23 protein-coding genes are annotated in these 19,346 nt (G+C 66.5%); 13 read left to right on the top strand and 10 right to left on the bottom strand.

Annotated elements, in window-relative coordinates; translation table 11 throughout:
• The 6 genes from DDE13_RS13565 to DDE13_RS13540 all read right to left on the bottom strand — a co-directional run.
• The coding region (locus tag DDE13_RS13565; RefSeq protein ID WP_162631010.1) for a hypothetical protein at positions 1-307 on the bottom strand (307 nt) is incomplete at its 3' end.
• A 32-nt stretch (positions 308-339) separates the two neighbouring features.
• The gene (locus DDE13_RS13560; RefSeq protein ID WP_111404832.1) at positions 340-1,296 is read right to left on the bottom strand and encodes a carbohydrate kinase family protein; all 957 of its coding nucleotides are present in this window, start codon (positions 1,294-1,296) and stop codon (positions 340-342) included.
• A 28-nt stretch (positions 1,297-1,324) separates the two neighbouring features.
• A complete protein-coding gene (locus DDE13_RS13555; protein ID WP_111404831.1) occupies positions 1,325-2,374 on the bottom strand; it encodes an ABC transporter ATP-binding protein in 1,050 nt (349 codons plus the stop codon).
• Between the two features lie 93 nt (positions 2,375-2,467).
• Positions 2,468-3,313 carry a carbohydrate ABC transporter permease gene (locus tag DDE13_RS13550; RefSeq protein WP_111404830.1) on the bottom strand — a complete coding sequence of 282 codons (846 nt, stop codon included), beginning with the start codon at positions 3,311-3,313 and terminating at the stop codon, positions 2,468-2,470.
• A 3-nt stretch (positions 3,314-3,316) separates the two neighbouring features.
• Positions 3,317-4,261 (bottom strand): carbohydrate ABC transporter permease, encoded by a 945-nt coding sequence (locus DDE13_RS13545; RefSeq protein ID WP_111404829.1) that lies wholly within the window; start codon positions 4,259-4,261, stop codon positions 3,317-3,319.
• A 39-nt stretch (positions 4,262-4,300) separates the two neighbouring features.
• Positions 4,301-5,854, bottom strand: coding sequence for an ABC transporter substrate-binding protein (locus tag DDE13_RS13540; protein WP_111404828.1), 1,554 nt, complete (start codon positions 5,852-5,854; stop codon positions 4,301-4,303).
• A gap of 283 nt (positions 5,855-6,137) precedes the next feature.
• Here DDE13_RS13540 and DDE13_RS13535 point away from each other — a divergent pair, with 283 nt between their 5' ends.
• The 5 genes from DDE13_RS13535 to DDE13_RS13515 are packed head-to-tail and all read left to right on the top strand — an operon-like array spanning position 6,138 to position 11,939.
• Positions 6,138-7,469 (top strand): NAD(P)H-dependent oxidoreductase, encoded by a 1,332-nt coding sequence (locus DDE13_RS13535; RefSeq protein ID WP_111404827.1) that lies wholly within the window; start codon positions 6,138-6,140, stop codon positions 7,467-7,469.
• On the top strand, positions 7,462-8,475 hold the full coding sequence (locus tag DDE13_RS13530; RefSeq protein ID WP_222626100.1) for a thiamine pyrophosphate-dependent dehydrogenase E1 component subunit alpha: 1,014 nt from the start codon (positions 7,462-7,464) through the stop codon (positions 8,473-8,475). The genes DDE13_RS13535 and DDE13_RS13530 overlap by 8 nt, the downstream gene beginning before the upstream one ends.
• 28 nt (positions 8,476-8,503) lie before the next feature.
• Positions 8,504-9,511 (top strand): alpha-ketoacid dehydrogenase subunit beta, encoded by a 1,008-nt coding sequence (locus DDE13_RS13525; RefSeq protein WP_222626099.1) that lies wholly within the window; start codon positions 8,504-8,506, stop codon positions 9,509-9,511.
• Positions 9,511-10,908: an acetoin dehydrogenase dihydrolipoyllysine-residue acetyltransferase subunit gene (locus DDE13_RS13520; RefSeq protein WP_111404825.1), complete on the top strand. Its 1,398-nt coding sequence runs from the start codon at positions 9,511-9,513 to the stop codon at positions 10,906-10,908. The genes DDE13_RS13525 and DDE13_RS13520 overlap by 1 nt, the downstream gene beginning before the upstream one ends.
• A gap of 32 nt (positions 10,909-10,940) precedes the next feature.
• Positions 10,941-11,939, top strand: a complete 999-nt coding sequence (locus DDE13_RS13515) for a sugar-binding transcriptional regulator (protein WP_111404824.1) — start codon at positions 10,941-10,943, stop codon at positions 11,937-11,939.
• 509 nt (positions 11,940-12,448) lie between these two features.
• Here DDE13_RS13515 and DDE13_RS22915 read toward each other — a convergent pair.
• The gene (locus tag DDE13_RS22915) at positions 12,449-13,192 is read right to left on the bottom strand and encodes a DUF7424 family protein (protein ID WP_162631009.1); all 744 of its coding nucleotides are present in this window, start codon (positions 13,190-13,192) and stop codon (positions 12,449-12,451) included.
• Positions 13,193-13,861: a LexA family transcriptional regulator gene (locus tag DDE13_RS13510; protein ID WP_111404823.1), complete on the bottom strand. Its 669-nt coding sequence runs from the start codon at positions 13,859-13,861 to the stop codon at positions 13,193-13,195.
• A gap of 92 nt (positions 13,862-13,953) precedes the next feature.
• Between DDE13_RS13510 and DDE13_RS13505 the strand changes: the two genes are divergently transcribed.
• The 3 genes from DDE13_RS13505 to DDE13_RS13500 are packed head-to-tail and all read left to right on the top strand — an operon-like array spanning position 13,954 to position 14,572.
• On the top strand, positions 13,954-14,220 hold the full coding sequence (locus DDE13_RS13505; RefSeq protein WP_111404822.1) for a hypothetical protein: 267 nt from the start codon (positions 13,954-13,956) through the stop codon (positions 14,218-14,220).
• Positions 14,220-14,360 carry a hypothetical protein gene (locus tag DDE13_RS22910; protein WP_162631008.1) on the top strand — a complete coding sequence of 47 codons (141 nt, stop codon included), beginning with the start codon at positions 14,220-14,222 and terminating at the stop codon, positions 14,358-14,360. The genes DDE13_RS13505 and DDE13_RS22910 overlap by 1 nt, the downstream gene beginning before the upstream one ends.
• A complete protein-coding gene (locus DDE13_RS13500) occupies positions 14,360-14,572 on the top strand; it encodes a hypothetical protein (protein WP_111404821.1) in 213 nt (70 codons plus the stop codon). The genes DDE13_RS22910 and DDE13_RS13500 overlap by 1 nt, the downstream gene beginning before the upstream one ends.
• A gap of 11 nt (positions 14,573-14,583) precedes the next feature.
• Here the strand turns inward: DDE13_RS13500 and DDE13_RS13495 are convergent, their stop codons facing one another.
• Together DDE13_RS13495 and DDE13_RS22905 are read right to left on the bottom strand one after the other, a co-directional pair.
• The gene (locus DDE13_RS13495) at positions 14,584-15,138 is read right to left on the bottom strand and encodes a hypothetical protein (RefSeq protein WP_111404820.1); all 555 of its coding nucleotides are present in this window, start codon (positions 15,136-15,138) and stop codon (positions 14,584-14,586) included.
• A 2-nt stretch (positions 15,139-15,140) separates the two neighbouring features.
• On the bottom strand, positions 15,141-15,308 hold the full coding sequence (locus tag DDE13_RS22905) for a hypothetical protein (protein ID WP_162631007.1): 168 nt from the start codon (positions 15,306-15,308) through the stop codon (positions 15,141-15,143).
• Between the two features lie 132 nt (positions 15,309-15,440).
• Here DDE13_RS22905 and DDE13_RS13490 point away from each other — a divergent pair, with 132 nt between their 5' ends.
• The 5 genes from DDE13_RS13490 to DDE13_RS13470 are packed head-to-tail and all read left to right on the top strand — an operon-like array spanning position 15,441 to position 19,314.
• Positions 15,441-15,752, top strand: a complete 312-nt coding sequence (locus DDE13_RS13490) for a hypothetical protein (RefSeq protein ID WP_111404819.1) — start codon at positions 15,441-15,443, stop codon at positions 15,750-15,752.
• Positions 15,749-16,105, top strand: coding sequence for a hypothetical protein (locus DDE13_RS13485; protein ID WP_111404818.1), 357 nt, complete (start codon positions 15,749-15,751; stop codon positions 16,103-16,105). Before DDE13_RS13490 ends, DDE13_RS13485 begins: the two co-directional genes overlap by 4 nt.
• On the top strand, positions 16,102-16,368 hold the full coding sequence (locus DDE13_RS13480) for a hypothetical protein (RefSeq protein ID WP_111404817.1): 267 nt from the start codon (positions 16,102-16,104) through the stop codon (positions 16,366-16,368). The genes DDE13_RS13485 and DDE13_RS13480 overlap by 4 nt, the downstream gene beginning before the upstream one ends.
• Positions 16,369-16,372: 4 nt before the next feature.
• Positions 16,373-17,194, top strand: coding sequence for a ParB/RepB/Spo0J family partition protein (locus tag DDE13_RS13475; RefSeq protein ID WP_111404816.1), 822 nt, complete (start codon positions 16,373-16,375; stop codon positions 17,192-17,194).
• Positions 17,191-19,314: a transposase domain-containing protein gene (locus tag DDE13_RS13470; RefSeq protein ID WP_111404815.1), complete on the top strand. Its 2,124-nt coding sequence runs from the start codon at positions 17,191-17,193 to the stop codon at positions 19,312-19,314. The genes DDE13_RS13475 and DDE13_RS13470 overlap by 4 nt, the downstream gene beginning before the upstream one ends.
• Positions 19,315-19,346: the final 32 nt, after the last annotated feature.

Here is a 19,346-nt window from a genome sequence, read left to right as displayed (position 1 = left end):
AGGCGAAGGCCAGCACGCGCGCGCAGCCGGCCGCGTCGCCGCGCCCGTGCACGTCGCCGCGCAGGAAGGCCGCGGCGCGGCGGATATCGTCCTGCGTGATGTCGGGGGTCAGCAGCCGGTCGCCCTGCCCTTCGAGCGTGCGCAGCGCCTGTTTGACGGCGTCCCGCAGGGGGCCGGGCAGCGCGCGTGCGGCGGGTTGGAGCATGTCCTCCGTCGCGCCCGCCATGCTGGTCATCCCTCGCAGGATGTCGCGGAACGGACCCTTGAGGGCCCGGACGATGGCGGGGCTGGCGGATGTCTGGGGCATGGATTCGTCAAGCGGCTCGCGGGATTGCGTCATCACGCGTCAGCATAGCACCGCGTCGGTGTCTCCGCCATGAACTTGAGCGTGTGGTCCAGATCGACGACCCCGGCCTGCGATCCGAGCCCGGTGGCGTTCTGCGCCGACGCCGCCTGGCCCATCCGGATGCAGTCCGCGATCGGGCGGCCCAGATGCAGCCCGGTGGCGAAGCCCGCGTTGAAGCAGTCCCCGCAGCCGCAGGTGCACACGACGTCCACCGCATAGGCGGGCAGGTCGATGCGCTGCCCGTCCCGGTCGCGGTACATCGCCCCCTTTTCGCCCAGCGTCAGGATCACGGCCCCCACGCCCTGATCCAGCAGGAAGGAAGCGATATCCTCGAAATCCGTCAGGCCGGACAGGGCCATCGCCTCTTCCTCCGAGGGCATGAAAAAGTCGGTATGGGCGAGGAGCGGGCGGACCAGCGGCAGATCGTCGGCGGTGGAGGCGAAGACATCGAGCGTGGTGGTGGCACCGCGCGCGCGCGCCGCCTGCAACAGTTCTGCATTGCGCCCGCGGTCCATGGCGTCCATCAGCCCGACGCCGCCGACATGCAGGATTTTCGTATCCAGCACCCTGTCGGCCTGCGTATCGTCGATGTAGAACCCGGCGGTCGCACCGCGTTTGTGCAGCGCGGGGCGCGCGCCATCGGGGCGGGTCGTGACGATGCTGGATGAGGTGGTGAAGCCGTCGCAGCGCTGCATCATCCCCCGGTCCACCCCGAAATCGTCCAGCCGCCGCAGCACCCAGTCGCCCATCAGGTCATGGCCCACGCCGCCCACGGCCTGCACCCGCAGCCCGTGCTTGGCCGCCACGATGGCCGCCGACCCGGCCGCCCCGGACACCGCCAGCGCGAAGTCGTCCACGAAGAACGTGCCCCCGCCCGGCGGCAGGTCGGTGACGGGGCGGCAGAGCGCGTCGAACGTGTAGAACCCCATCGAGGTGTAGTCGAATGTCATGGTCCCTCCTCTCCGCGGCTGGCAGTCCTCAACGCAGCCGGTCGCCGCTGGCCGTGTCGAACAGGTATAGCCGGGTCGTATCGAAGCCCACGGCGACGGGCGTGTCCAGATCCGCGCGGAAATCCCGGTCGGCCTTGACCTCCACCAGCTTCTCGCCGGCCTTCACGGTCAGGTAGGTCGTCTCGCCCGTCGGCTCCACGCCGAAGACGATGCCCTGCAGGTGATCCGCGCCCACGGTGACGTGGCAATCCTCGGGGCGGATGCCGAGCGTCACCTTTCCGCCGCGCCGTTCTGGCAGGCCCGTGACGCGCAGACCGGGCGCGGTGAAGGTGCCGTCCGCCAGCCGCCCGGCGATCAGGTTCATGGGCGGCGCACCGATGAAACCCGCCACGAATGTGTTCGCCGGATCGTTGTAGATCTGGTCGGGCGTGCCGATCTGCTGAACCGCGCCCGACTGCATGATGACGATCCGGTCGGCGAGCGTCATCGCCTCGATCTGGTCGTGGGTCACGTAGACGGTGGTGATGCGCAACTGGCGCTGGATATGCTTGATCTGCACCCGCATCGCCTGCCGCAGCTTGGCGTCGAGGTTGGAAAGCGGCTCGTCCATCAGGAAAACCTGCGGCTGGCGCACGATGGCGCGGGCCAGCGCCGCACGCTGCCGTTGCCCGCCCGACAGGGCCTGCGGCTTGCGGTCGAGGTAATCAGTCAGTTCCACCAGCCCCGCGGCCTGCCGCACCAGCGCGTCCTGTTCCGCCCGCGGCACGCCCCGCATCCGCAGCGGAAAGCGGATGTTTTCGTAGATCGTCATGTTGGGGTAAAGCGCGTAGCCTTGGAACACCATCGCCACGTCGCGGTCGCGCGCGTCGATGTCGTTCATCACCTCGCCATCCATGCGGATCTCGCCCTCGGTCGGCTCTTCCAGCCCCGCGATCATGCGCATCGTGGTGGTCTTGCCGCAGCCCGAAGGGCCGAGGAAGACGATGAATTCCTCATCGGCGATGTCGATGTTCACATCGCGCACGCCCCAGACCAGTCCGAATTTCTTCTGTATGTCGGCCAGCTCGATCCGTGCCATGGGCGTTCTTGTCCTTGTCGTGCCGCGTTCGGCGGCTTGGTGGTTGTGATGCCAACGGCGCAGCAAGACTCGCCCCGCTGCGCGTTCGGCGTGTCAGCCTTTTACCGCGCCCATGGTCAGACCGCGGCTCAGGTGTTTCTGGATGGCGACCACCACGATGAACACCGGCACGAAGGCGAGGAAGGCCACAAGTGCGATGGCGTTGTAGATCACCCCGTCCGAGCCGCCGGTGAAATTCGCCAGCGCGACCGACATGGTGTAGGCCTGCGAGGTGGAGGCGATGAGCAGCGTGAACAGGAATTCGTTGATCGCGAAGATCATGGCGATGACCGACGCGGTGATGATGCCGGGCAGAATCGCGGGGATGATGATTTCCCACAGGATGCGCAGGTCGCTGGCGCCGTCGGTGCGGGCCGCGTCCTCCAGTTCCTTGGGAATGTCGAGCATGTAGGACCGGATGATCCACGTCACGAAGGACAGGTTGATCGCGGCGTAGATCAGCATCAAGGCCCAGATCGTGTCCAGAAGCCCCGCGTTGCGGAACAGGAAGAAGATCGGGATCGCCACGATGGCGGGCGCCATCATCCGCGTGGACAGGATGTAGAACCCGATATCGTCCCGCCCGCGATAGGTGTAGCGCGACAGCGAATAGGCCGCCGGGATCGCCAGCACCAGATCGATCAGCACCGACCCGATGATCGCCAGCACCGAGTTGCGCAGGTAGCGCGCCATCGGCCAGTCCGACCAGATCATGTGCCACGCATCGAGCGAGAAGGTCGGCCAGTAGATCGGCTGGGGGGTGATGATTTCAGTCCGCGGGCGCAGGCCGATGGACAGGAACCACAGCACCGGCAGCAGGCAAACCAGCGCCCAGGCCCCGAGGATGGCATAGCGCAGCACCAGGTTGTCGCCGCGGGATTTCTTGCGCATCGAGGCCATGGCTCAGCTCCGTGCCGACACGAAGGCGCGTTTCACGACGAATTGCGCGATCAGGATGGTGAGGATCAGCATGATCACCGACGCCGCCGAGGCATAGCCGAAGTCGAAGAACCGGAACCCCGTGCGGTAGATGAAATAGCTGATGGTTTCGGTGCCGAAGGCCGGGCCGCCCTTGGTGATGATGAAGACGTTGGTGAACATGGTGGTGATGTCGATGCCGCGCAGGATCAGCGCTACGGCGATCACCGGCTTCATCATCGGCAGGGATATGTTCCAGAAGATCGCGGGCCATGACGCACCGTCGAGCCGCGCGGCCTCCTCGACCTCCTCGTCCTGGCCCTGAAGGGCGGCGACGAAGATGATGAACAGGAACGGCGTCCATTGCCACACGTCGGCAAGGATCAGCAGGCCCCGGCTCATCCAGACCGAAGACTGGATGGCGAGATTGCCGTCGATCAGTCCGACACGGATCAGCAGGTCCGACACCACGCGGGCGTCGAGAAACGACAGCTTGAAGATGAACGCCACCGCCGAGGGCATGAACAGCATCGGCAGCAGGAACACGATCCGCCAGCCGCGCACCCACGGATCGCGATAGGCGAAGAACGCGAGCAGCAGCGCCAGCACGCATTGCAGTGTCAGTGCGATGGACCCGATCACCAGCGTGTTCCACAGCGCACCCCAGAACTGGTAGTCGCCCCAGAGCCGGACGTAATTGGCAAAGCCCACGGGCTGCCATGGCCCGAACTTGACGGCGTAAAAGCTCTGGATGATCGCGTAGATGCCGGGATAGAGCGTGATCAGCATCAGGTAGATGACGGCCGGTGCCACCAGCAGATAGGGGAACGCCGTCTTCAGCCAGCGCGGGCGGCGGCGAAGGCGGCTGGTGGCCGGACGTGCCGGGGCGGATCGCGCCGCCCCGGTGCCCGACAGGGAAGTCTCGCCCATGCGGATATCCTGTCGTTGTCGTGTCGTCGTCTGCGGGGATCAGAAGGGCAGCGGACGCCCCTCGCCCACGTAGAGCCCCGGCGCGGCGGCCGCGTAGTCCACTGGGTCACGGCCCTGGTAGAAGCCGTTCGATTCCATGATCCGGCGCACCGCGGACGCGGCGTTGTCCAGCGCCTCCTTCGCGGTGATCTGGCCGACGACGGCGCGGTTGATCTCGTTGCCGATGGCTTGCTCGATCGGGAAGGCCCCCGGCAGGCGCGGCGCGCACCACGCATGTTCGAGGCTTTCCGACCAGACCTTGGCGGGCTGGGACACGGCCTGAAGGTTCGGGTTGGTCAGCACGGACTTGTAGCCCGGCGCCACGCCGTTCGCGTTCGCCTCGTTCATAGCCATGATCGACGCGGTCGTGAGGAACCCGAGCATCAGGAACGCGCCTTCCGGATTCTGGGCCGAGGCCGACACGCAGGACGTGGACCCGGCGATGTTCGGCGGCGCGAACCGCCCGCCCTCGATCCGCGGCTCGTAGATGGTGACGAAATCGTCCACGATCTGGCTCTGGTCCGGGCGCATCGCCTGGGTGCCGCTGTCCTGCCAGCTGATATTGGTGGCGACCTGTCCGCCCAGCCATGCCGCGCGGTTTTCCGGCCAGCCGGCGCCCGCGTGGCCTTCGTTGGCGTTCTTGGACAGGGCCAGCATGATTTCCAGCCCCTTCATGCCTGCGTCGCCGTTGAAGATCGGCTCCCAGTTCTCGTCGAACAGCATCATGCCGGCCTGCGCCGCGATATGTTCCCACGTGTAGGTGGACCAGAATCCCGGCGCCGCCATCAGGCCCACGCCGGACACGCCCGGTTCGATCCGGTTCAGTTCACCCGACACGCGGATCAGTTCGTCGTATGTCGGCACGGACGTCACCCGGTCCACCGGCCCGCCAAGGATCTGCTCCATGTAGCCCTTGCGCAGGTGCACCATCTGCACGTCGCAATCGAACGGGATACCGTACATCTTGCCGTTGAAGAAGCCGTAGTTCAGACGGTAGGTGTCGTAGAAGTCATCCAGCGGCAACGACCATTTCTCGGCGAACTCGTCGAGCGGGTACAGGAACCCCGGTGCCGCGAAATCCCCCATCCACGGCGAGAAGAACTGCAGCGCGTCGAACGACGCATTGCCGGAGATGAACTCGGCCAGCACCTTGTCGTACATGCTGTCGTCCGGGATCGGGACCAGTTCGACCGAAATGCCCGAGAGCGCTTCGAACGGGGCAAGACCTTCGGCCGCGGATTCAGCGTCGGCGGCACCCACGGCGAACCGCACGGTTGTGCCGGAAAGCTCGCTGCGGACCTTTTCCCAGTCCACGGTGCGGATCCAGTCCTTGGAATTGTCCCAGATCGGCTTGTCGTCGGACATGCCATAGAGGTCGCGGTAATCCGCGCGGACGTATTTCGAGATCGCGATACCGTCGAGCACCGATTGCGGGTCCGGAAGCCCCGCCTGCGCCAGCGCGGGCAGCGCGAATCCGCCCCCCGCCGCGGCAAACCCCGCCGCAGAGGTGGATTTCAGAAACGAACGCCGCGAAAGTGATCCAGCCTTACCCATCGTATCCTCCCAGTTGACATTGCCTGCCCGTCCTTCGGCCACATCGTCCGGCGCGCGGGCGGGTCATGATCCCGTGAACATTTGATTGTTCATCTCAACCGTTGTTCACATGCCCCTGTGTGTCAACAGAATAATGATGCGCAGTCACACAATTCCATGCCGCAATGCGGCAAAATGTGACAAGTAAATAATGTGGATGCACCCACTGGCTTGAACAAATGATTTGACACTGCAACGAAAGTTCACAATCATCGCGACACACGGCACGAAGGGGCGTACCAGCATGGCATCGAATATCGCACTGACCGGGCTTGCACGGGACCTGGCGGCGCGCGCCGATGCCGGGCGCCCGGTCCGCATCGGGCTCGTGGGCGCGGGCGAGATGGGGACCGATATCGTCACCCGCGCGGCGATGATGGACGGGGTCGAGCTTGCGGCGATATCCGAAATCGATCCCGCAGCGGCGCATCGCGCCGTCGAGATCGCGCACCGCGAGCCCGGCCACAGCACCGACGCGAACACGCCCGACGCCGTGGCCGCCGCCATCGAACAGGGCCGCACCGCCATCGCCGATAGCGCCGACGCGCTGATCGGCTGCGGGTTGATCGACGTGATGATCGATGCGACCGGGGTGCCGTCGGTCGGCGCCGACATCGGCCTGCGCGCGATGGAGGCCGGCAAGCATCTCGTGATGATGAACGTGGAAGCCGACGTGACAATCGGCGCCTACCTGCGGCGGGAGGCGGACCGGCTGGGCGTGGTCTACAGCCTTGGCGCGGGGGACGAGCCGTCCGCCTGCATGGAGCTGATCGAGTTCGCCTCGGCCATGGGGCACCGGATTGTCTGCGCGGGCAAGGGCAAGAACAACCCGCTGAACATCGACGCCACCCCCGATGCCTACGAAGCCGAAGCAAGGGCGCGGCACATGAACCCCCGTCTGCTGGTCGAATTCGTGGACGGGTCCAAGACCATGGTGGAAATGTGCGCCATCGCCAATGCCACAGGCCTGATCCCCGATTGCGACGGGATGCACGGGCCTGCCGCCGGGCCCAAGGAACTGGCGAAGGTGCTGGTGCCGCAGGCCGATGGCGGTGTCCTGTCGGGCGCAGGCCGGGTGGACTTCTCGGTCGGGCAAGGCGTGGCGCCCGGCGTGTTCTGCATCGTGGAGGCGGAGCACCCCCGCGTGCGCGAGCGCATGACCGACCTGAAGATGGGCGACGGACCCTATTTCACGTTCCTGCGGCCCTATCACCTGACCTCGCTGGAGGTACCGCTGACCTGCGCGCGCGCCGTCCTTTATGGCAAGGCGGACATGGTTCCGCTGGATCGCCCCGTGGCCGAGGTTGCGGCGGTGGCCAAGCGTGCCCTGAAACCCGGCGAGGTGCTCGACCAGATCGGCGAATACACCTATCGCGCCTGGGCCATGACCGCCCCCCGCGCCCGCGCCATGGGCGCGCATCCGGCGGGGCTGTTGACCGGGGCTGTCGTGACCGCGCCCATCGCGAAGGGCGATCTCATCACCGCGGCGAACACCCGCCTGCCCGCGTCCCGCATCGTGGAATTGCGCGCGCGGCAGGACGCGGCGATCCATGGCAAGGAGCCCGTCCATGCCTGACGGATACCGCGACGGCAACCTGCCCTATGCCATCCGCGCCTATGACGCCGACACCCTGCGCGCGGCGCTGCGCAAGATGTACCTGATCCGCAAGTTCGAGGAAGGGGCCGAGAACAGCTATACCCGCGGCCTGATCCACGGCACGATGCACCTGTCCATCGGGCAGGAAGCGTCGGCGGTGGCCTCCTGCATGGCGCTGTCGGATGACGACAAGATCACGTCGACCCATCGCGGGCACGGGCATTGCGTGGCCAAGGGCGCCGATCTGGGGCGCATGTTCGCGGAGTTCTTCGGCAAGGAAACCGGCTATTGCCGGGGGCGGGGCGGGTCCATGCATATCGCCGACCCGACCAAAGGCAATCTGGGCGCGAACGGCATCGTGGGCGGCGGGCTGCCCATCGCCGTCGGCGCCGCGCTGTCGGCCAAGCGGCTGGGCACGGGTGCCGTGACGGTGTGCTTCTTCGGGGACGGGGCCAATAACGAGGGCGCGTTCCACGAGGCGCTGAACATGGCCGCGGTCTGGAAGCTGCCGGTGGTCTTCGTGTGCGAGAACAACAAGTACGGCATGTCCACGTCGACCGAACGCTCGACGGCCGTCAAGAACATCGCCGAACGCGCGGCGGCATATGCCATGCCGGGCGTGACCGTGGACGGTAACGATTTCTCGGCGGTGGCCGAGGCGGTGGACGCGGCTGTCGCGCGGGCGCGGGCGGGGGACGGACCCAGCCTTGTGGAGAACGTCACCTACCGCTGGCGCGGTCATTCCAAGTCGGACCGCAACCGGTATCGCACAAAGGAGGAAATCGCCGACTGGATGGCGCGCGACCCGATCCCGGCCTTCGCGCGGCTGCTGGTGGATCACGGCGTGCTGACCGATGCGGACGTGGCGGACATCGAGGCGGAAACCGAGCAGGTGATCGCCGACGCCATCGCCTTTGCCGCGGACAGTGCCGACCCCGATCCCGCCGATGTCGCGCGCGACGTTTACAACCCGGCGGCGGCATGACCGGCACGGAGACCAAAGGACAGCCCGCATGAACGCCGTGACTGAAGCCGTCCGCGAATTGTCTTACGCCGAGGCGCTGCGCGAGGCGATGGACATCGCCCTGGACCGCGATCCGCGCGTCGTGCTGATGGGCGAGGATATCGGCGTCTATGGCGGCGCGTTCCAGGTGACCGGGGACCTGGTGCACAAGTACGGCACCGACCGGGTGATGGACACGCCGATATCCGAACTGGGCGGCGCGGGGGTTGCCGTAGGGGCCGCGCTGACCGGGCTGCGGCCCATCTTCGAATTCCAGTTCTCGGATTTCGCCACGCTGGCGATGGAGCAGATCGTCAACCAGGCGGCCAAGCTGCGCTACATGCTGGGCGGGGCCGTGTCCGTGCCACTGGTGATGCGGTTCCCGGCGGGGTCGGGCACCGGGGCGGCGGCGCAGCATTCGCAAAGCCTGGAGGCATGGCTGGCCCATGTGCCGGGGCTGAAGGTGGTGCAGCCCACCACGCCGGAGGACGCCAAGGGCCTGTTGCTGGCAGCCCTCGACGATCCCGACCCGGTGATGATCTTCGAGCACAAGATTCTGTACAAGATGAAGGGGCCGGTGCCGGAAGGGCACTACACGACCCCCATCGGCACCGCCGCGATCCGGCGGACCGGGCGCGACCTGACCATCGTCGCGAGCGGCATCATGGTGCACAAGGCGCTGGAGGCGGCCCGCGAGATGGAGGCAGACGGGATCGACGCGGAGGTGATCGACCTGCGCAGCGTCCGGCCCATCGACCGCGACACGATCCTGGGCAGCGCGCGGAAGACCGGGCGGCTGATGATCGTCCACGAGGCCGTGAAAACGCTTGGGATCGGCGCCGAGATCAGCGCGATGGTCGCCGAAAGCGACGCGTTCGATTACCTTGATTCGCCGATCATCCGGCTCGGGGGGGCGGAATGCCCGATCCCCTACAACCCGGAACTGGAAAAGGCCGCGGTGCCGCAGGTGCCGGGTATCCTTTCGGCGGCGCGGGATCTGGCGAAGGGCCGCGTCTGATGCCCGTCGAGGTCATCATGCCCAAGGTCGACATGGACATGGACCGGGGTCGCATCGTCGCGTGGCACGTGGCCGAGGGGACACAGGTCGCCAAGGGCGACCCGCTGTTCGACATCGAAACCGACAAGGCCGCTATGGAGGTCGAGGCCCAAGCCGCGGGCATCCTGCACCACCGTGCCGCGGAAGGGACCGAAGTGCCCATCGGCAAGCCGGTCGCGTGGCTCTACGCGGCGGATGAGGCGGTCGGCCCGTCCCCGGCAGAGATCGGTGCGTCGGAGGCCCCGGCGCCCGGCAATGCCGGGTCCGGGGCGCCTGGGGAAGACGGGCGGGCAAGCGCACATGCGGCGGACGACGCGGGACGGCGCGACGCACGGGGCGGGCCCCTCCATCCGGACCGCGGCGCGCACGCCCCCCTGGCGCGGGCAGGAGCGGCACCTCAGGAACAGGCCGACGCCTTGGCCCCTCGTGCCGGCGACTCCGATCCGGAATGCGGCGATCGACCACGGGCGACCCCCGCCGCGCGGGCACGGGCGCGGGACGCCGGGATCGATCTGGCAGGCATCGCGGGCTCGGGGCCCCGCGGGCGGGTTCAACGGGCCGATATCGATGCCCTGCTGACGACCGCCACCCCGGCGCAGCCCCAGCGCAGCGGCAGTTTGGCGGTGTCCCGGCGCGGCGGCGGATCGGGCCTGCCCGTGGTCCTGCTGCACGGGTTCGGTTCGGACATGACGTCATGGACGCCGCTGGAGCCGCATCTGGGCGACCGCCCGCTGATCCGCATCGACCTGCCGGGGCATGGCCGGTCCGCACCTGATGCCATGCCGGATTTCGCGGCGCTTGCCGCTGCGGTCCGTGCAGCCTTCGACGATCTCGGGCTCGCGCGGGCGCATCTCGTGGGCCACTCGCTGGGCGGCGCGCTGGCGCTGGCACTGGCGGACACGCGGCCCCGGCAGATCGCCGCCCTGACGCTGATCGCCCCGGCAGGGCTGGGTCCGCAGGTCAACGGCCCGGCCCTGGCGGGCATCTGCCGGGCGACCCGCGCCGACAGCCTTGCGCCCTGGCTGCGGACGCTGGTCGCCGATCCACGCCGGATCACGGACAGCTACGCGCGCCTTGCCATGGACGCCCGCGCGGACCCGGCCCTGCGCGCCGCGCAGACGGCGCTGGCCGACGCAATCTTTCCCGATGGCACGCAGGGCTTCGACCTGACCGCGGCGCTGGACCGGCTGGTGCCGCCCGCGCGGATCGTCTGGGGCAAGGCCGACGCCATCATCCCGTGGCAGCACGCCCTGCGCGCGCCGGGTCGCGTCGGACTGCACCTGTTCGACCATATCGGCCACATGCCACAGATCGAATGCCCCGAAGAGGTTGGAAAGATTGTCGGGCAGCCGCTATAAGCCCCGGTCAGACACTTTTCAGGACCGAACCCATGCCCGAGGATTCCGCCGCGGACCCCCATATCCCGCAGAGCCGGGGCGCGCGCGACCCGCAAAGCCAGACGCGCATCCGGGCGGCGTGGCTCTATTACATCGAGGGCATGACCCAGTCCGAAGTCGCCAAGTCACTGGGCGTGAACCGGATCATGATCACACGGCTTCTGTCCGAGGCCCGTCGCCGGGGCGAGGTGGTCATCCGCATCAAGTCCGATCTCGCGCCCCTGACGGAACTGCAATCGCGGCTGGAAGACCGCTTCGGGCTGACCCGCGCCATCGTGGCGCCCTTTTCGGACCCCGATGGCGACCCGACGCGCGTGATCGCCGCGGCTGCCGGGGCCCATCTGGGCGAGATCATGCGCCCCAACATCACGGTGGGCGTGGGTTGGGGCCGAACGCTCCACGCCATGCTGCCCTTCGTGGAAGGCCGCCAGCTTGACGGCGTGCGGGTCGTGTCGCTGCTGGGCGGGATCAGCCAGGCGCGGCGTTTCAACCCTGCCGAATTCGCTTGGCAGTTTGCGGAACTGTTCCAGGCCGAAGGGTTCCTCGTCACCGCGCCGGCCATCGTCGATTCGCCGCGCACCAAGCATGCGCTGCTGGAGCATTGCGGGCTGGAGCAGGTGTTCCAGATGGCCGAGACCTGCGACGTGGCGCTGCTGTCCTGCGGCGGAATCTCGACCCTGACGACATCCTACCGGCTGGGCCACGTGTCCGAGGCCGAACGCCTATCCATGATCGAGGCGGGGGCCGTGGGCGATATCCTTTACAACTTCCTCGACCGCGATGGGCGGCCCATCGACCATCCCGTGAACGCGCGCGCGATCTCCATGCCGCTGGATCGGCTGGCGCGGGTGCCCAACAAGGTGCTGATTTCGGGCGGGCCTGAAAAGATCACCATGTTGCACGGGACGCTGAGGTCGTTGCGGCCGAGCACATTCATCACCGACGAACGCAGCGCCGCCGCGCTGCTGGAGGAACCGAAGCCCGAGAGTTGACCGGCGGACCGTGCCGGGGGCCGGGGGCAGCGAAACCGCATTCGGCAGCACGACGGGAAAATCGAGCCGCATGTAAGTTGACACCGATACCTGCAGTGAAGCCGGAAGACCGGCGAGGATGCCGGAAGAAGCACAACTGCCTTTGACATAAGGGGCCTTAGGGCGTTCGGCGGGGGATCGTGGTGGGGGTGCGCAAGATCTGCAGTGATGGCCGAACGGGGCGATTTTGGGGCCGTGCGGGGCGAGTGTGGCGCCGTGGGGCGGTGTGGTCAAGGATCGCGCTAAGTGCCGTTCAATCCGTGTTTAATCCGGGTTTCAGGGGCGCGTGACGGGGTGTTTCCGGGCAGAATGGAGGCGCCGAACTGGGACGTCGCCGTCCCAGTTCCCTTCAAGCGTCCCAGATAGCGATTAAACTTGCAAAAACATCCAGATAGCTACAGCGCCGCCTTCAGGACGGCGCTTCGAACTGGGACGCGATTTTGGGGTTTCCGTGAGTTTTTCAAGAGCGACTACGGTGATTGGGGATCGCTACCAGGTGCCTCCGTTGACAGGCCAAGTGCTGCAAACGGCAAAGTGGCGATCAATCCAGGTTGGTCATGACGTACAAAAGCGGCGTTTGCTACATCTGAAAGAACAACCTCAAGCTTGTCGCGACGGGAAACCTTGTAGGTTACGGAAAAGGGTGGAGCGACAGGATACTGATTCACAATCGCAGATTGAACGATGATATCTACGACGCCAGACATGTCATTGTGCACGGTAGCGCTGAGCCTGATATCTGGTTCTTTTCGTACGAAGTCAGTTGCGCGTTCTGGTAGCGCAGCTTGAAAGTCAACGATTGAAGCAGGTGTCGAAGCAAAACCGACTGCCAAGGCTTCTACGTCATCCCATTGCATGACAGTAAGGTAGACAGGTTGGTCGATGGTCTCCGCTTTCTCGCTGTCAAGGCGAACCATTGATGCCATGACACGAGCCACCACAAAGCTATACACACCTTCGTTCTCGCAGCCCCTCATATCAACTGATTGATAGTATTGTCCGAGCGCTGGTTCCAACGCTGCGATAGCTGATTGGCACTCGCTGGAAGATGCGATTTCAAACCTGAAGGTAAGCGGCGTTGAAAGCTCAACATCCTCCATAGCAACCCTTTTGACGTCGGACAGGTATATTTCGGATTTCGATTGCACTTGGCAGCCCCCAAGCGCAAGAGTGGAAATTGCCAAAAAAATGTATGATTTTCGTGCCTTAAACATCTAGTCCAGTCCTGAAATTACCGCCCGCACCCGGCCGAGAACGGGGGCATTGGAGAGGTGTTGGCGCAATATCGTGTTGACCGCGTGCGCCGGGTTGTCGGGTCGTGCAACAAGCCCGAGGTTGGTCGGATCGCATCGCCTAAGAAGCGTAGCAGAGCCGATACGGAGGGCATAGATCTTCCCAGGTGCGGTGCCGGGATCGATGATCGAGGTGTCGATAACTACCGTTGCACCCGGCGGAATACTGGGAAGCATCGCGTCGTCATGCTGGCCGACCAGTGCGGCATGTGACGGGGCGATGCCGTGGTCAATGAACCACTCTTCGGGCAATGCGAGGCGCGAGATAGGCGGCGCGGGCTCCAGCCCATCCAGTGGGACTATCCGACGATCAGTCCGGAACTCCGCAACACGCTCGGCGAGTTGGTTGAGAATGGCATGGTTCGACGAGGGATAGCGGGGTGGTCCAACGTAGAACTCAAGGCCAAGAAAATCCGCGATTAACTTTACGTTTTCAATACCTAATCGACGTTCTCGCTTGGCTTCTAGAGAGGCCCACAGGTTCTTGAGCGTGGACGTGCTGCCTGTTGCCTGCTCGGACACAAAAGCGCGCGAAAGGCCCTTCTCTGCAAGGGTTTGGTCAATCGTTACGAGGATCTGTTCCATGTCCATTGGTTGGCTCCTTAAAGCCAAAATGCATAGTCTGGAAAGCCTGTAGCTTTAGAGCGCTTGACAGGAATGGCTCTATAAGGCCAGATTGCGCCATGATGACACCGCAGCAGCAACTCACCGTCCTCGCGGACACGCTCGCGTCGCATGACGGCGTGACGCATTTTGCCATTTCGCAGCGGCTTCTGGGCCGCGGCGACTTCTTCAAGCACCTGCGCAAGCCTGGGCGGGATATTCGCTTCGGGACGTATGATCGTCTGCTCCGAAAGTTTTCGGAGCGCTGGCCTGCGGACCTGGAATGGCCTGCGGACATTCCCCGTCCGGCTCCGGACACCCCCACTCAAGACGTAAGGAGTGCGTGATGATCGCGACGATCACCATCGGGACGGTATCCCTGCAGGGTGTGCTGATGCGCATTCTGCCGGGCGGGATGGCGCGGATCGCCATCCGCGGGCGGGTTCATGTGGGGCGGTACGTGCCCCCGATGCGGCGGACCGCGTGATGGCCCGGTTCTACACGCGGCGCGAGGAGATCGTGCTGTACCTGCTGCGGCAGGCCGGGCTCGGTCTGTGTAGAATGGTCGGCTGGCGCTGGCTGCCCGAGTTGCTGCGTGAACTGGCCTGGGATCATGGCCAGGCGCTGCTGATGCGCGCCCGCCGTATCTGCCACCGCGCCACCGCCCGCTCTATCGCAGGCTGGAAGGGGGGCGCGTGATGGGCAACCTGTCAGGCTTCCTGGCCGGTCCGGTGCGCGCCGCTGCGTTCGCACAGCTTCGGATAGTTCCGACCTTCAAACGCCACGAAATGTGCAAGCAACTGGTGGAGAAGGGGCACGATCAGGCGCTGATCGGGATCCATTTCTGTGGCATCAATTGCATCGTTGTAGGCCCGGGCGTCGGCAGCGCGCATGGTGGGGGCTTCATCGGCGGTGATGCGGATCATGTCGCCATACCAGCGGGCGCGATCCTCGTCTGTGTCATTCAGGGTGGCCTCGATGTCTGCCAGCAGGTGGTAGTAAGCGCGCTGCAGCGTCTGGTGGTCGCGCGCCTGCCCGCTGAAGTCGAACACGAGCTGGAGCGCACCAATGGTGGCCACGGCCACACCGATCGAGATCGGATCGAAACCCGCGCGCGTCGCCAGATCGCCGACGGCCGCGGCGCCAAGAAGGATCACGAGGAAGTTGAACCGACGGTTCCAGCTCTCGAACCAGCGCCGACGGGCCGTGTGGTAGAGCGCGTTGCGCAGAACGTTGAACCTGATGTTGTCGCGATCCGGGGTCATTGTCACTTTTCCTTTGGTGGCGTTGGCGGCTTCGGCGGCGTCGGCTGGCGCGGTCCCATTGTCTTCTCGAACGTTTTCGAGTTCGCGGGCTGCCGCGGTCCCATCGAATTAATTTCTACCTTAGCGCCAGACGGCGGGCGTTGCGTGCCGGTTTCGTTCTTCTTCGACATTCAGATCATCCTTGTGTGTTTCATCCTGCACATGAGGGTGCCAGGCGCCGGGGGGAGGTGCGACTCTCTCCGGTGCCGCCAAGGTAGCACATCTGGTGGCGCGCACACACGCCCTTACCAGATGCGCGACGCGTGGGCCTCGTGATGGGCGGGCCGCTCGATCCCGTGATGCCGCGCGCGCGTCGTGCGCCGCACCGCAGCACGCGCATCATCCGCGGGCCGATCCGCGATGCCGATGCGCCTTTCGTTTCCGAGATCCCGGCGGTTCAGCCTGCCGGGGTGCGCGCCGGGCGGGGCGGGTCCTCCTCCCTCCGTTCCGCCTGGCGCGCGATCGTCGCGGTCAGCGACAGGGTTCAGGACAGCGTGATCGGCGACGTGATCGCGCTGGGGAGCCTGGTCGCGATCGTCATCATCTTCCTTCTGGCAGGAGTAGCTTTCGGATGACCAGCATCGCCGAGACAGCCCCGACACATGGCCCGACACATGGCGCAGCACCGCCCGAGACCGAGGCCCCACCCGACACCGCGGCACCCAGCGATGTGCAGGTCTGGCAGGCCCTGCGGGACGGGCTGCACCGCTGCCTGCAGCTTGACCGCGAGATCGCGGAGCATGGCGGCACAGGCCGTGGCGACAGCGCCTGCGCGGCGTTCGACCGGGAGGTCGACACGGTGCTTGAAGCCTATTCCGACCTGACAAACCGCGGCTTGATCGGGTTCTTCGAGGACGTGCTGATCGAGCGCGGCATGACCGGTGATAGCGCGGACGATCGCGGGTTCGATGCCGGGGACGCGTCATGAGCGCGCCGGCCCGCGTGATGCGCATGGCCGACGACGATGGCGCGTTCTGGGCCGTCGTGCGCGAAGGCCGGATCCTGCGGCGGTATGCGACGCGGTCCAGTGCCGAGATCGGGCTCGACCAGCTAGTCGTGCGGGAACGCCCCAAACGCAAGGAGCGGGCCTGCATCAGCTGCGGTGAGACGTTCCAGAGCGAACATGCGGGGCACCGGATGTGCAGGAACTGCCGCCCCCGCGCGACCCTTTGCGCACAGTTTTACGGGTGAATGAATGGCCGTTGAATTCCTGACCACGATCCACGTTCTGCCCGTCGCAGATGTCCGCGAGACTTCGCGGCTGCGGCCCGTGTCCGAGGATGCGGTGTCGGCGCTGGTGGATGCGATCGGCGCGCACGGGTTTCTGACCCGGATCCTCGTGCGGCGCACGCCCGGCGGGGATGTTCTGCTGGACGGCGCGCATCGCCTTGAAGCGATGCGGCGGCTCGAGCGGGCAGAGATCCCGGCTGTCGTCGTGATGTGCAGGGATGACGAGGCGCGGCTTCTGGAAGCCGATGCGAACCTGGTCGGGGCCGATCTGACGCCGCTCGATCTTGCGGTTTTCCTGTCGGCGCGGCGTCGGGTCTACCAGGAGATGCACCCCGAAACCAAGCAGGGGGCGGCTGGCGCTGCCGGTCGCTGGATGCAAGAGACATCGAAGTCACTTGCATCGACGCTGGCGGAGGCGCGCGGCATATCGGTGCGCCACGTCTCGCGCATCATGGCGGCAGGCGATGCACTGCAGCCCGACGAGATCGCCAAGCTGCGCCTTGCGCCGAGGCCGGTCAACCTGAAGGACCTGCAGGCGATTTCCAAGATCCCCGACACGGTGACGCGCTACGACGTGGTCGATGCGCTGGCGGAGGGGCGGGCCAGGACCGCGGCGCAGGCCATCGCCGCGCGCAAGACCCCGGCCGCGCAGCCCGACCCGATCGATGCGGCCTATACGGCCCTGTGCAAGGCCTGGGACCGCGCGCCGCTGGCCGCGCGCAAGCGGTTCGTCGCGCGGCTGCCGAAGGACCTCGCGAAGAGCCTGCCGAAGGGCGGTGCCGTATGAGCGACGCGCCCGACCAGACATGGTGGACCGCCGCAGAGATCGCCGCCGCGGCGCTGCCAGACATGCCCACGACGAAGCGGAACGTGAACGCGATGGCCGACCGGTTCGCGTGGCGGGCGCAGCGCGGTTTCGCGCGGCGGCGCACGGGGCGCGGGGGCGGGTGGGAGTATCACTGGTCGCTGTTCCCGCAGCGCGCGCAGCAGGCGCTGCTGGCTGCGCGCACGCCCGTGGCCGAGCCTGCCCCGGCCCACGCGGATCGCGACGCGGCGTGGGTGGCGTTCGAGGCGTTGCCCGAGGCCGTGCGCGACAAGGCGCGGGCGCGGCTGGAGATCATCCAGGCGGTGGAAATGCTGGAAACCGGCGGGGCGAGCCGCGATCACGCGGTGCACGAGATCGCCCGGCTGCGCGGCGTCGGGCATCGCACGATCTGGACATGGTTCGCGCTGGTCGAGGGCGTGCGGGCCGACGACCGGCTGGCGTATCTTGCCCCGCGCCACCGGATGGCGCGGCGCAAGACACGCCGCGCCGAGGCCGACCCGCGGTTCATGGACCTGCTGAAGTCCGATTTCCTGCGGCTGGAGGCCCCGTCGTTTTCGACGGCGTATCGCCGGGCGGTGCGCATCGCACGCGCCGAGGGCATCGAGGCGCTGACCGAGCAGACGGCCCGGCGGCGGCTGAACGCAGAGGTGAGCCGGAGCGCGCAGATCTACATGCGCAAGGGCGTGGACGCGCTGAAGCGGCTCTATCCGCCGCAGCGCCGGGACAAGCGGTCGCTGCACCCGATGGAAGCCGTGAACGCGGACTATCACAAGTTCGACGTGTTCGTGCGCTGGCCGCGGTTCGAGGGCGACCCGGAGCCGGAGATCCTGCGCCCGCAGATGTGTGCGATGCAGGACATCTATTCGGGCCGGATCGTGTCGTGGCGGCTGTCGCGGAACCCGAACAAGACGGATGTCAGCCTGTGCATCGGCGACATGATCGAGCGGTTCGGGATCCCGGATCACATGTTGCTGGATAACGGGCGGGAGTTCGCGAACAAGTTCCTGACAGGCCAGGCGCAGACGCGGCACCGGTTCAAGATCAAGGATGACGACATCCAGGGCGTATTGCGTGCGCTCGATGTCGATATCCACTGGGCGACGCCCTATGCCGGGCAGTCGAAGCCGATCGAGCGCGCGTTCCGCGACATGTGCGACGGGATCGCCAAGGATCCGCGTTTCGCAGGCGCCTATACCGGCAACCGCCCGGACGCGAAGCCCGAGAATTACGGCAGCCGCGCCATCGACATCGAAGCGTTCATGGGCGTGCTGGCCGAGGGGATCGAAGAGCACAACGCCCGCGACGGGCGGCGCACGGACACCGCGCGGGGCCGCAGTTTCATCGAAACATTCGATGCCGCCTATCCGCAGGCGCCCATCCGCAAGGCCACCGCCGAGCAGCGCCGGTTGTGGCTGATGGGGGCCGAGGGTGTGCGCGCGGATCGCAGCACCGGGCAGATCGCTTTCATGGACAACCGGTACTGGTCGGACTGGATGCACGGGATCGCGGGCGAGCGGGTGATCGCGCGGTTCGACCCGGCGGACCTGTGGTCGGGCCTGCATGTCTATGCCCTGGACGGTGCGTATCTGGGCCTTGCCGCCTGCCACGAGCGCGGCGGGTTCTTCGACCTCGACGAGGCGCGGCTGCACAACAGTGCCCGCAAGCGCTGGATGTCGGCGGAGAAGGCCGCGGCGAAGGCGCACAAGCGCCTGCGCACCGTGGAACTGGGTGCGGCACTGGATGCGAGCGCCCCTGCCCCGGCCGAGATCCCGGAAGCGAAGCTGATCAAGCCCGAGTTCGCGAAGCGCCCTGCCCCGGCGCCCCAGCCCGAGTTGCCGACGCAGCGTCGCGCGGCCCCGGCGCCGGTGACGCAGATCGCCGCCGCGCGGGGCAAGACGCCCGTCCAGAAGGACGAGGCGCGGGAGCGGTACCTGCAGGCCAAGGAACTGGAGCGGCGCATCGCCGATGGCGAGGCCGTGAAGCCGACGCAGCAACGCTGGCTCGACGCCTACCAACGGCAGGCGGAGTACGCCGCGTTCGAACAGATGGTGGATCACTACGGGGCCGAATGGCTCGGCTGAACATGGTGCCGCCGGGGACCAGCACCCCCGAC

Source organism: Meridianimarinicoccus zhengii (assembly GCF_003254465.1).
GTDB lineage: Bacteria > Pseudomonadota > Alphaproteobacteria > Rhodobacterales > Rhodobacteraceae > Meridianimarinicoccus > Meridianimarinicoccus zhengii.
Note: the sequence above shows the minus strand (reverse complement) of the source record. Positions and strands in the feature narration are given on the sequence as shown.

Excerpts from the sequence above, each read along its gene's own strand:
- DDE13_RS13560 (WP_111404832.1), bottom strand. The coding sequence starts at position 1,296 with ATGACATTCGACTACACCTCGATGGGGTTCTACACGTTCGACGCGCTC.
- DDE13_RS13555 (WP_111404831.1), bottom strand. The coding sequence starts at position 2,374 with ATGGCACGGATCGAGCTGGCCGACATACAGAAGAAATTCGGACTGGTC.
- DDE13_RS13550 (WP_111404830.1), bottom strand. The coding sequence starts at position 3,313 with ATGGCCTCGATGCGCAAGAAATCCCGCGGCGACAACCTGGTGCTGCGC.
- DDE13_RS13545 (WP_111404829.1), bottom strand. The coding sequence starts at position 4,261 with ATGGGCGAGACTTCCCTGTCGGGCACCGGGGCGGCGCGATCCGCCCCG.
- DDE13_RS13540 (WP_111404828.1), bottom strand. The coding sequence starts at position 5,854 with ATGGGTAAGGCTGGATCACTTTCGCGGCGTTCGTTTCTGAAATCCACC.
- DDE13_RS13535 (WP_111404827.1), top strand. The coding sequence starts at position 6,138 with ATGGCATCGAATATCGCACTGACCGGGCTTGCACGGGACCTGGCGGCG.
- DDE13_RS13530 (WP_222626100.1), top strand. The coding sequence starts at position 7,462 with ATGCCTGACGGATACCGCGACGGCAACCTGCCCTATGCCATCCGCGCC.
- DDE13_RS13525 (WP_222626099.1), top strand. The coding sequence starts at position 8,504 with ATGAACGCCGTGACTGAAGCCGTCCGCGAATTGTCTTACGCCGAGGCG.
- DDE13_RS13520 (WP_111404825.1), top strand. The coding sequence starts at position 9,511 with ATGCCCGTCGAGGTCATCATGCCCAAGGTCGACATGGACATGGACCGG.
- DDE13_RS13515 (WP_111404824.1), top strand. The coding sequence starts at position 10,941 with ATGCCCGAGGATTCCGCCGCGGACCCCCATATCCCGCAGAGCCGGGGC.
- DDE13_RS22915 (WP_162631009.1), bottom strand. The coding sequence starts at position 13,192 with ATGTTTAAGGCACGAAAATCATACATTTTTTTGGCAATTTCCACTCTT.
- DDE13_RS13510 (WP_111404823.1), bottom strand. The coding sequence starts at position 13,861 with ATGGACATGGAACAGATCCTCGTAACGATTGACCAAACCCTTGCAGAG.
- DDE13_RS13505 (WP_111404822.1), top strand. The coding sequence starts at position 13,954 with ATGATGACACCGCAGCAGCAACTCACCGTCCTCGCGGACACGCTCGCG.
- DDE13_RS22910 (WP_162631008.1), top strand. The coding sequence starts at position 14,220 with ATGATCGCGACGATCACCATCGGGACGGTATCCCTGCAGGGTGTGCTG.
- DDE13_RS13500 (WP_111404821.1), top strand. The coding sequence starts at position 14,360 with ATGGCCCGGTTCTACACGCGGCGCGAGGAGATCGTGCTGTACCTGCTG.
- DDE13_RS13495 (WP_111404820.1), bottom strand. The coding sequence starts at position 15,138 with ATGACCCCGGATCGCGACAACATCAGGTTCAACGTTCTGCGCAACGCG.
- DDE13_RS22905 (WP_162631007.1), bottom strand. The coding sequence starts at position 15,308 with ATGTCGAAGAAGAACGAAACCGGCACGCAACGCCCGCCGTCTGGCGCT.
- DDE13_RS13485 (WP_111404818.1), top strand. The coding sequence starts at position 15,749 with ATGACCAGCATCGCCGAGACAGCCCCGACACATGGCCCGACACATGGC.
- DDE13_RS13480 (WP_111404817.1), top strand. The coding sequence starts at position 16,102 with ATGAGCGCGCCGGCCCGCGTGATGCGCATGGCCGACGACGATGGCGCG.
- DDE13_RS13475 (WP_111404816.1), top strand. The coding sequence starts at position 16,373 with ATGGCCGTTGAATTCCTGACCACGATCCACGTTCTGCCCGTCGCAGAT.
- DDE13_RS13470 (WP_111404815.1), top strand. The coding sequence starts at position 17,191 with ATGAGCGACGCGCCCGACCAGACATGGTGGACCGCCGCAGAGATCGCC.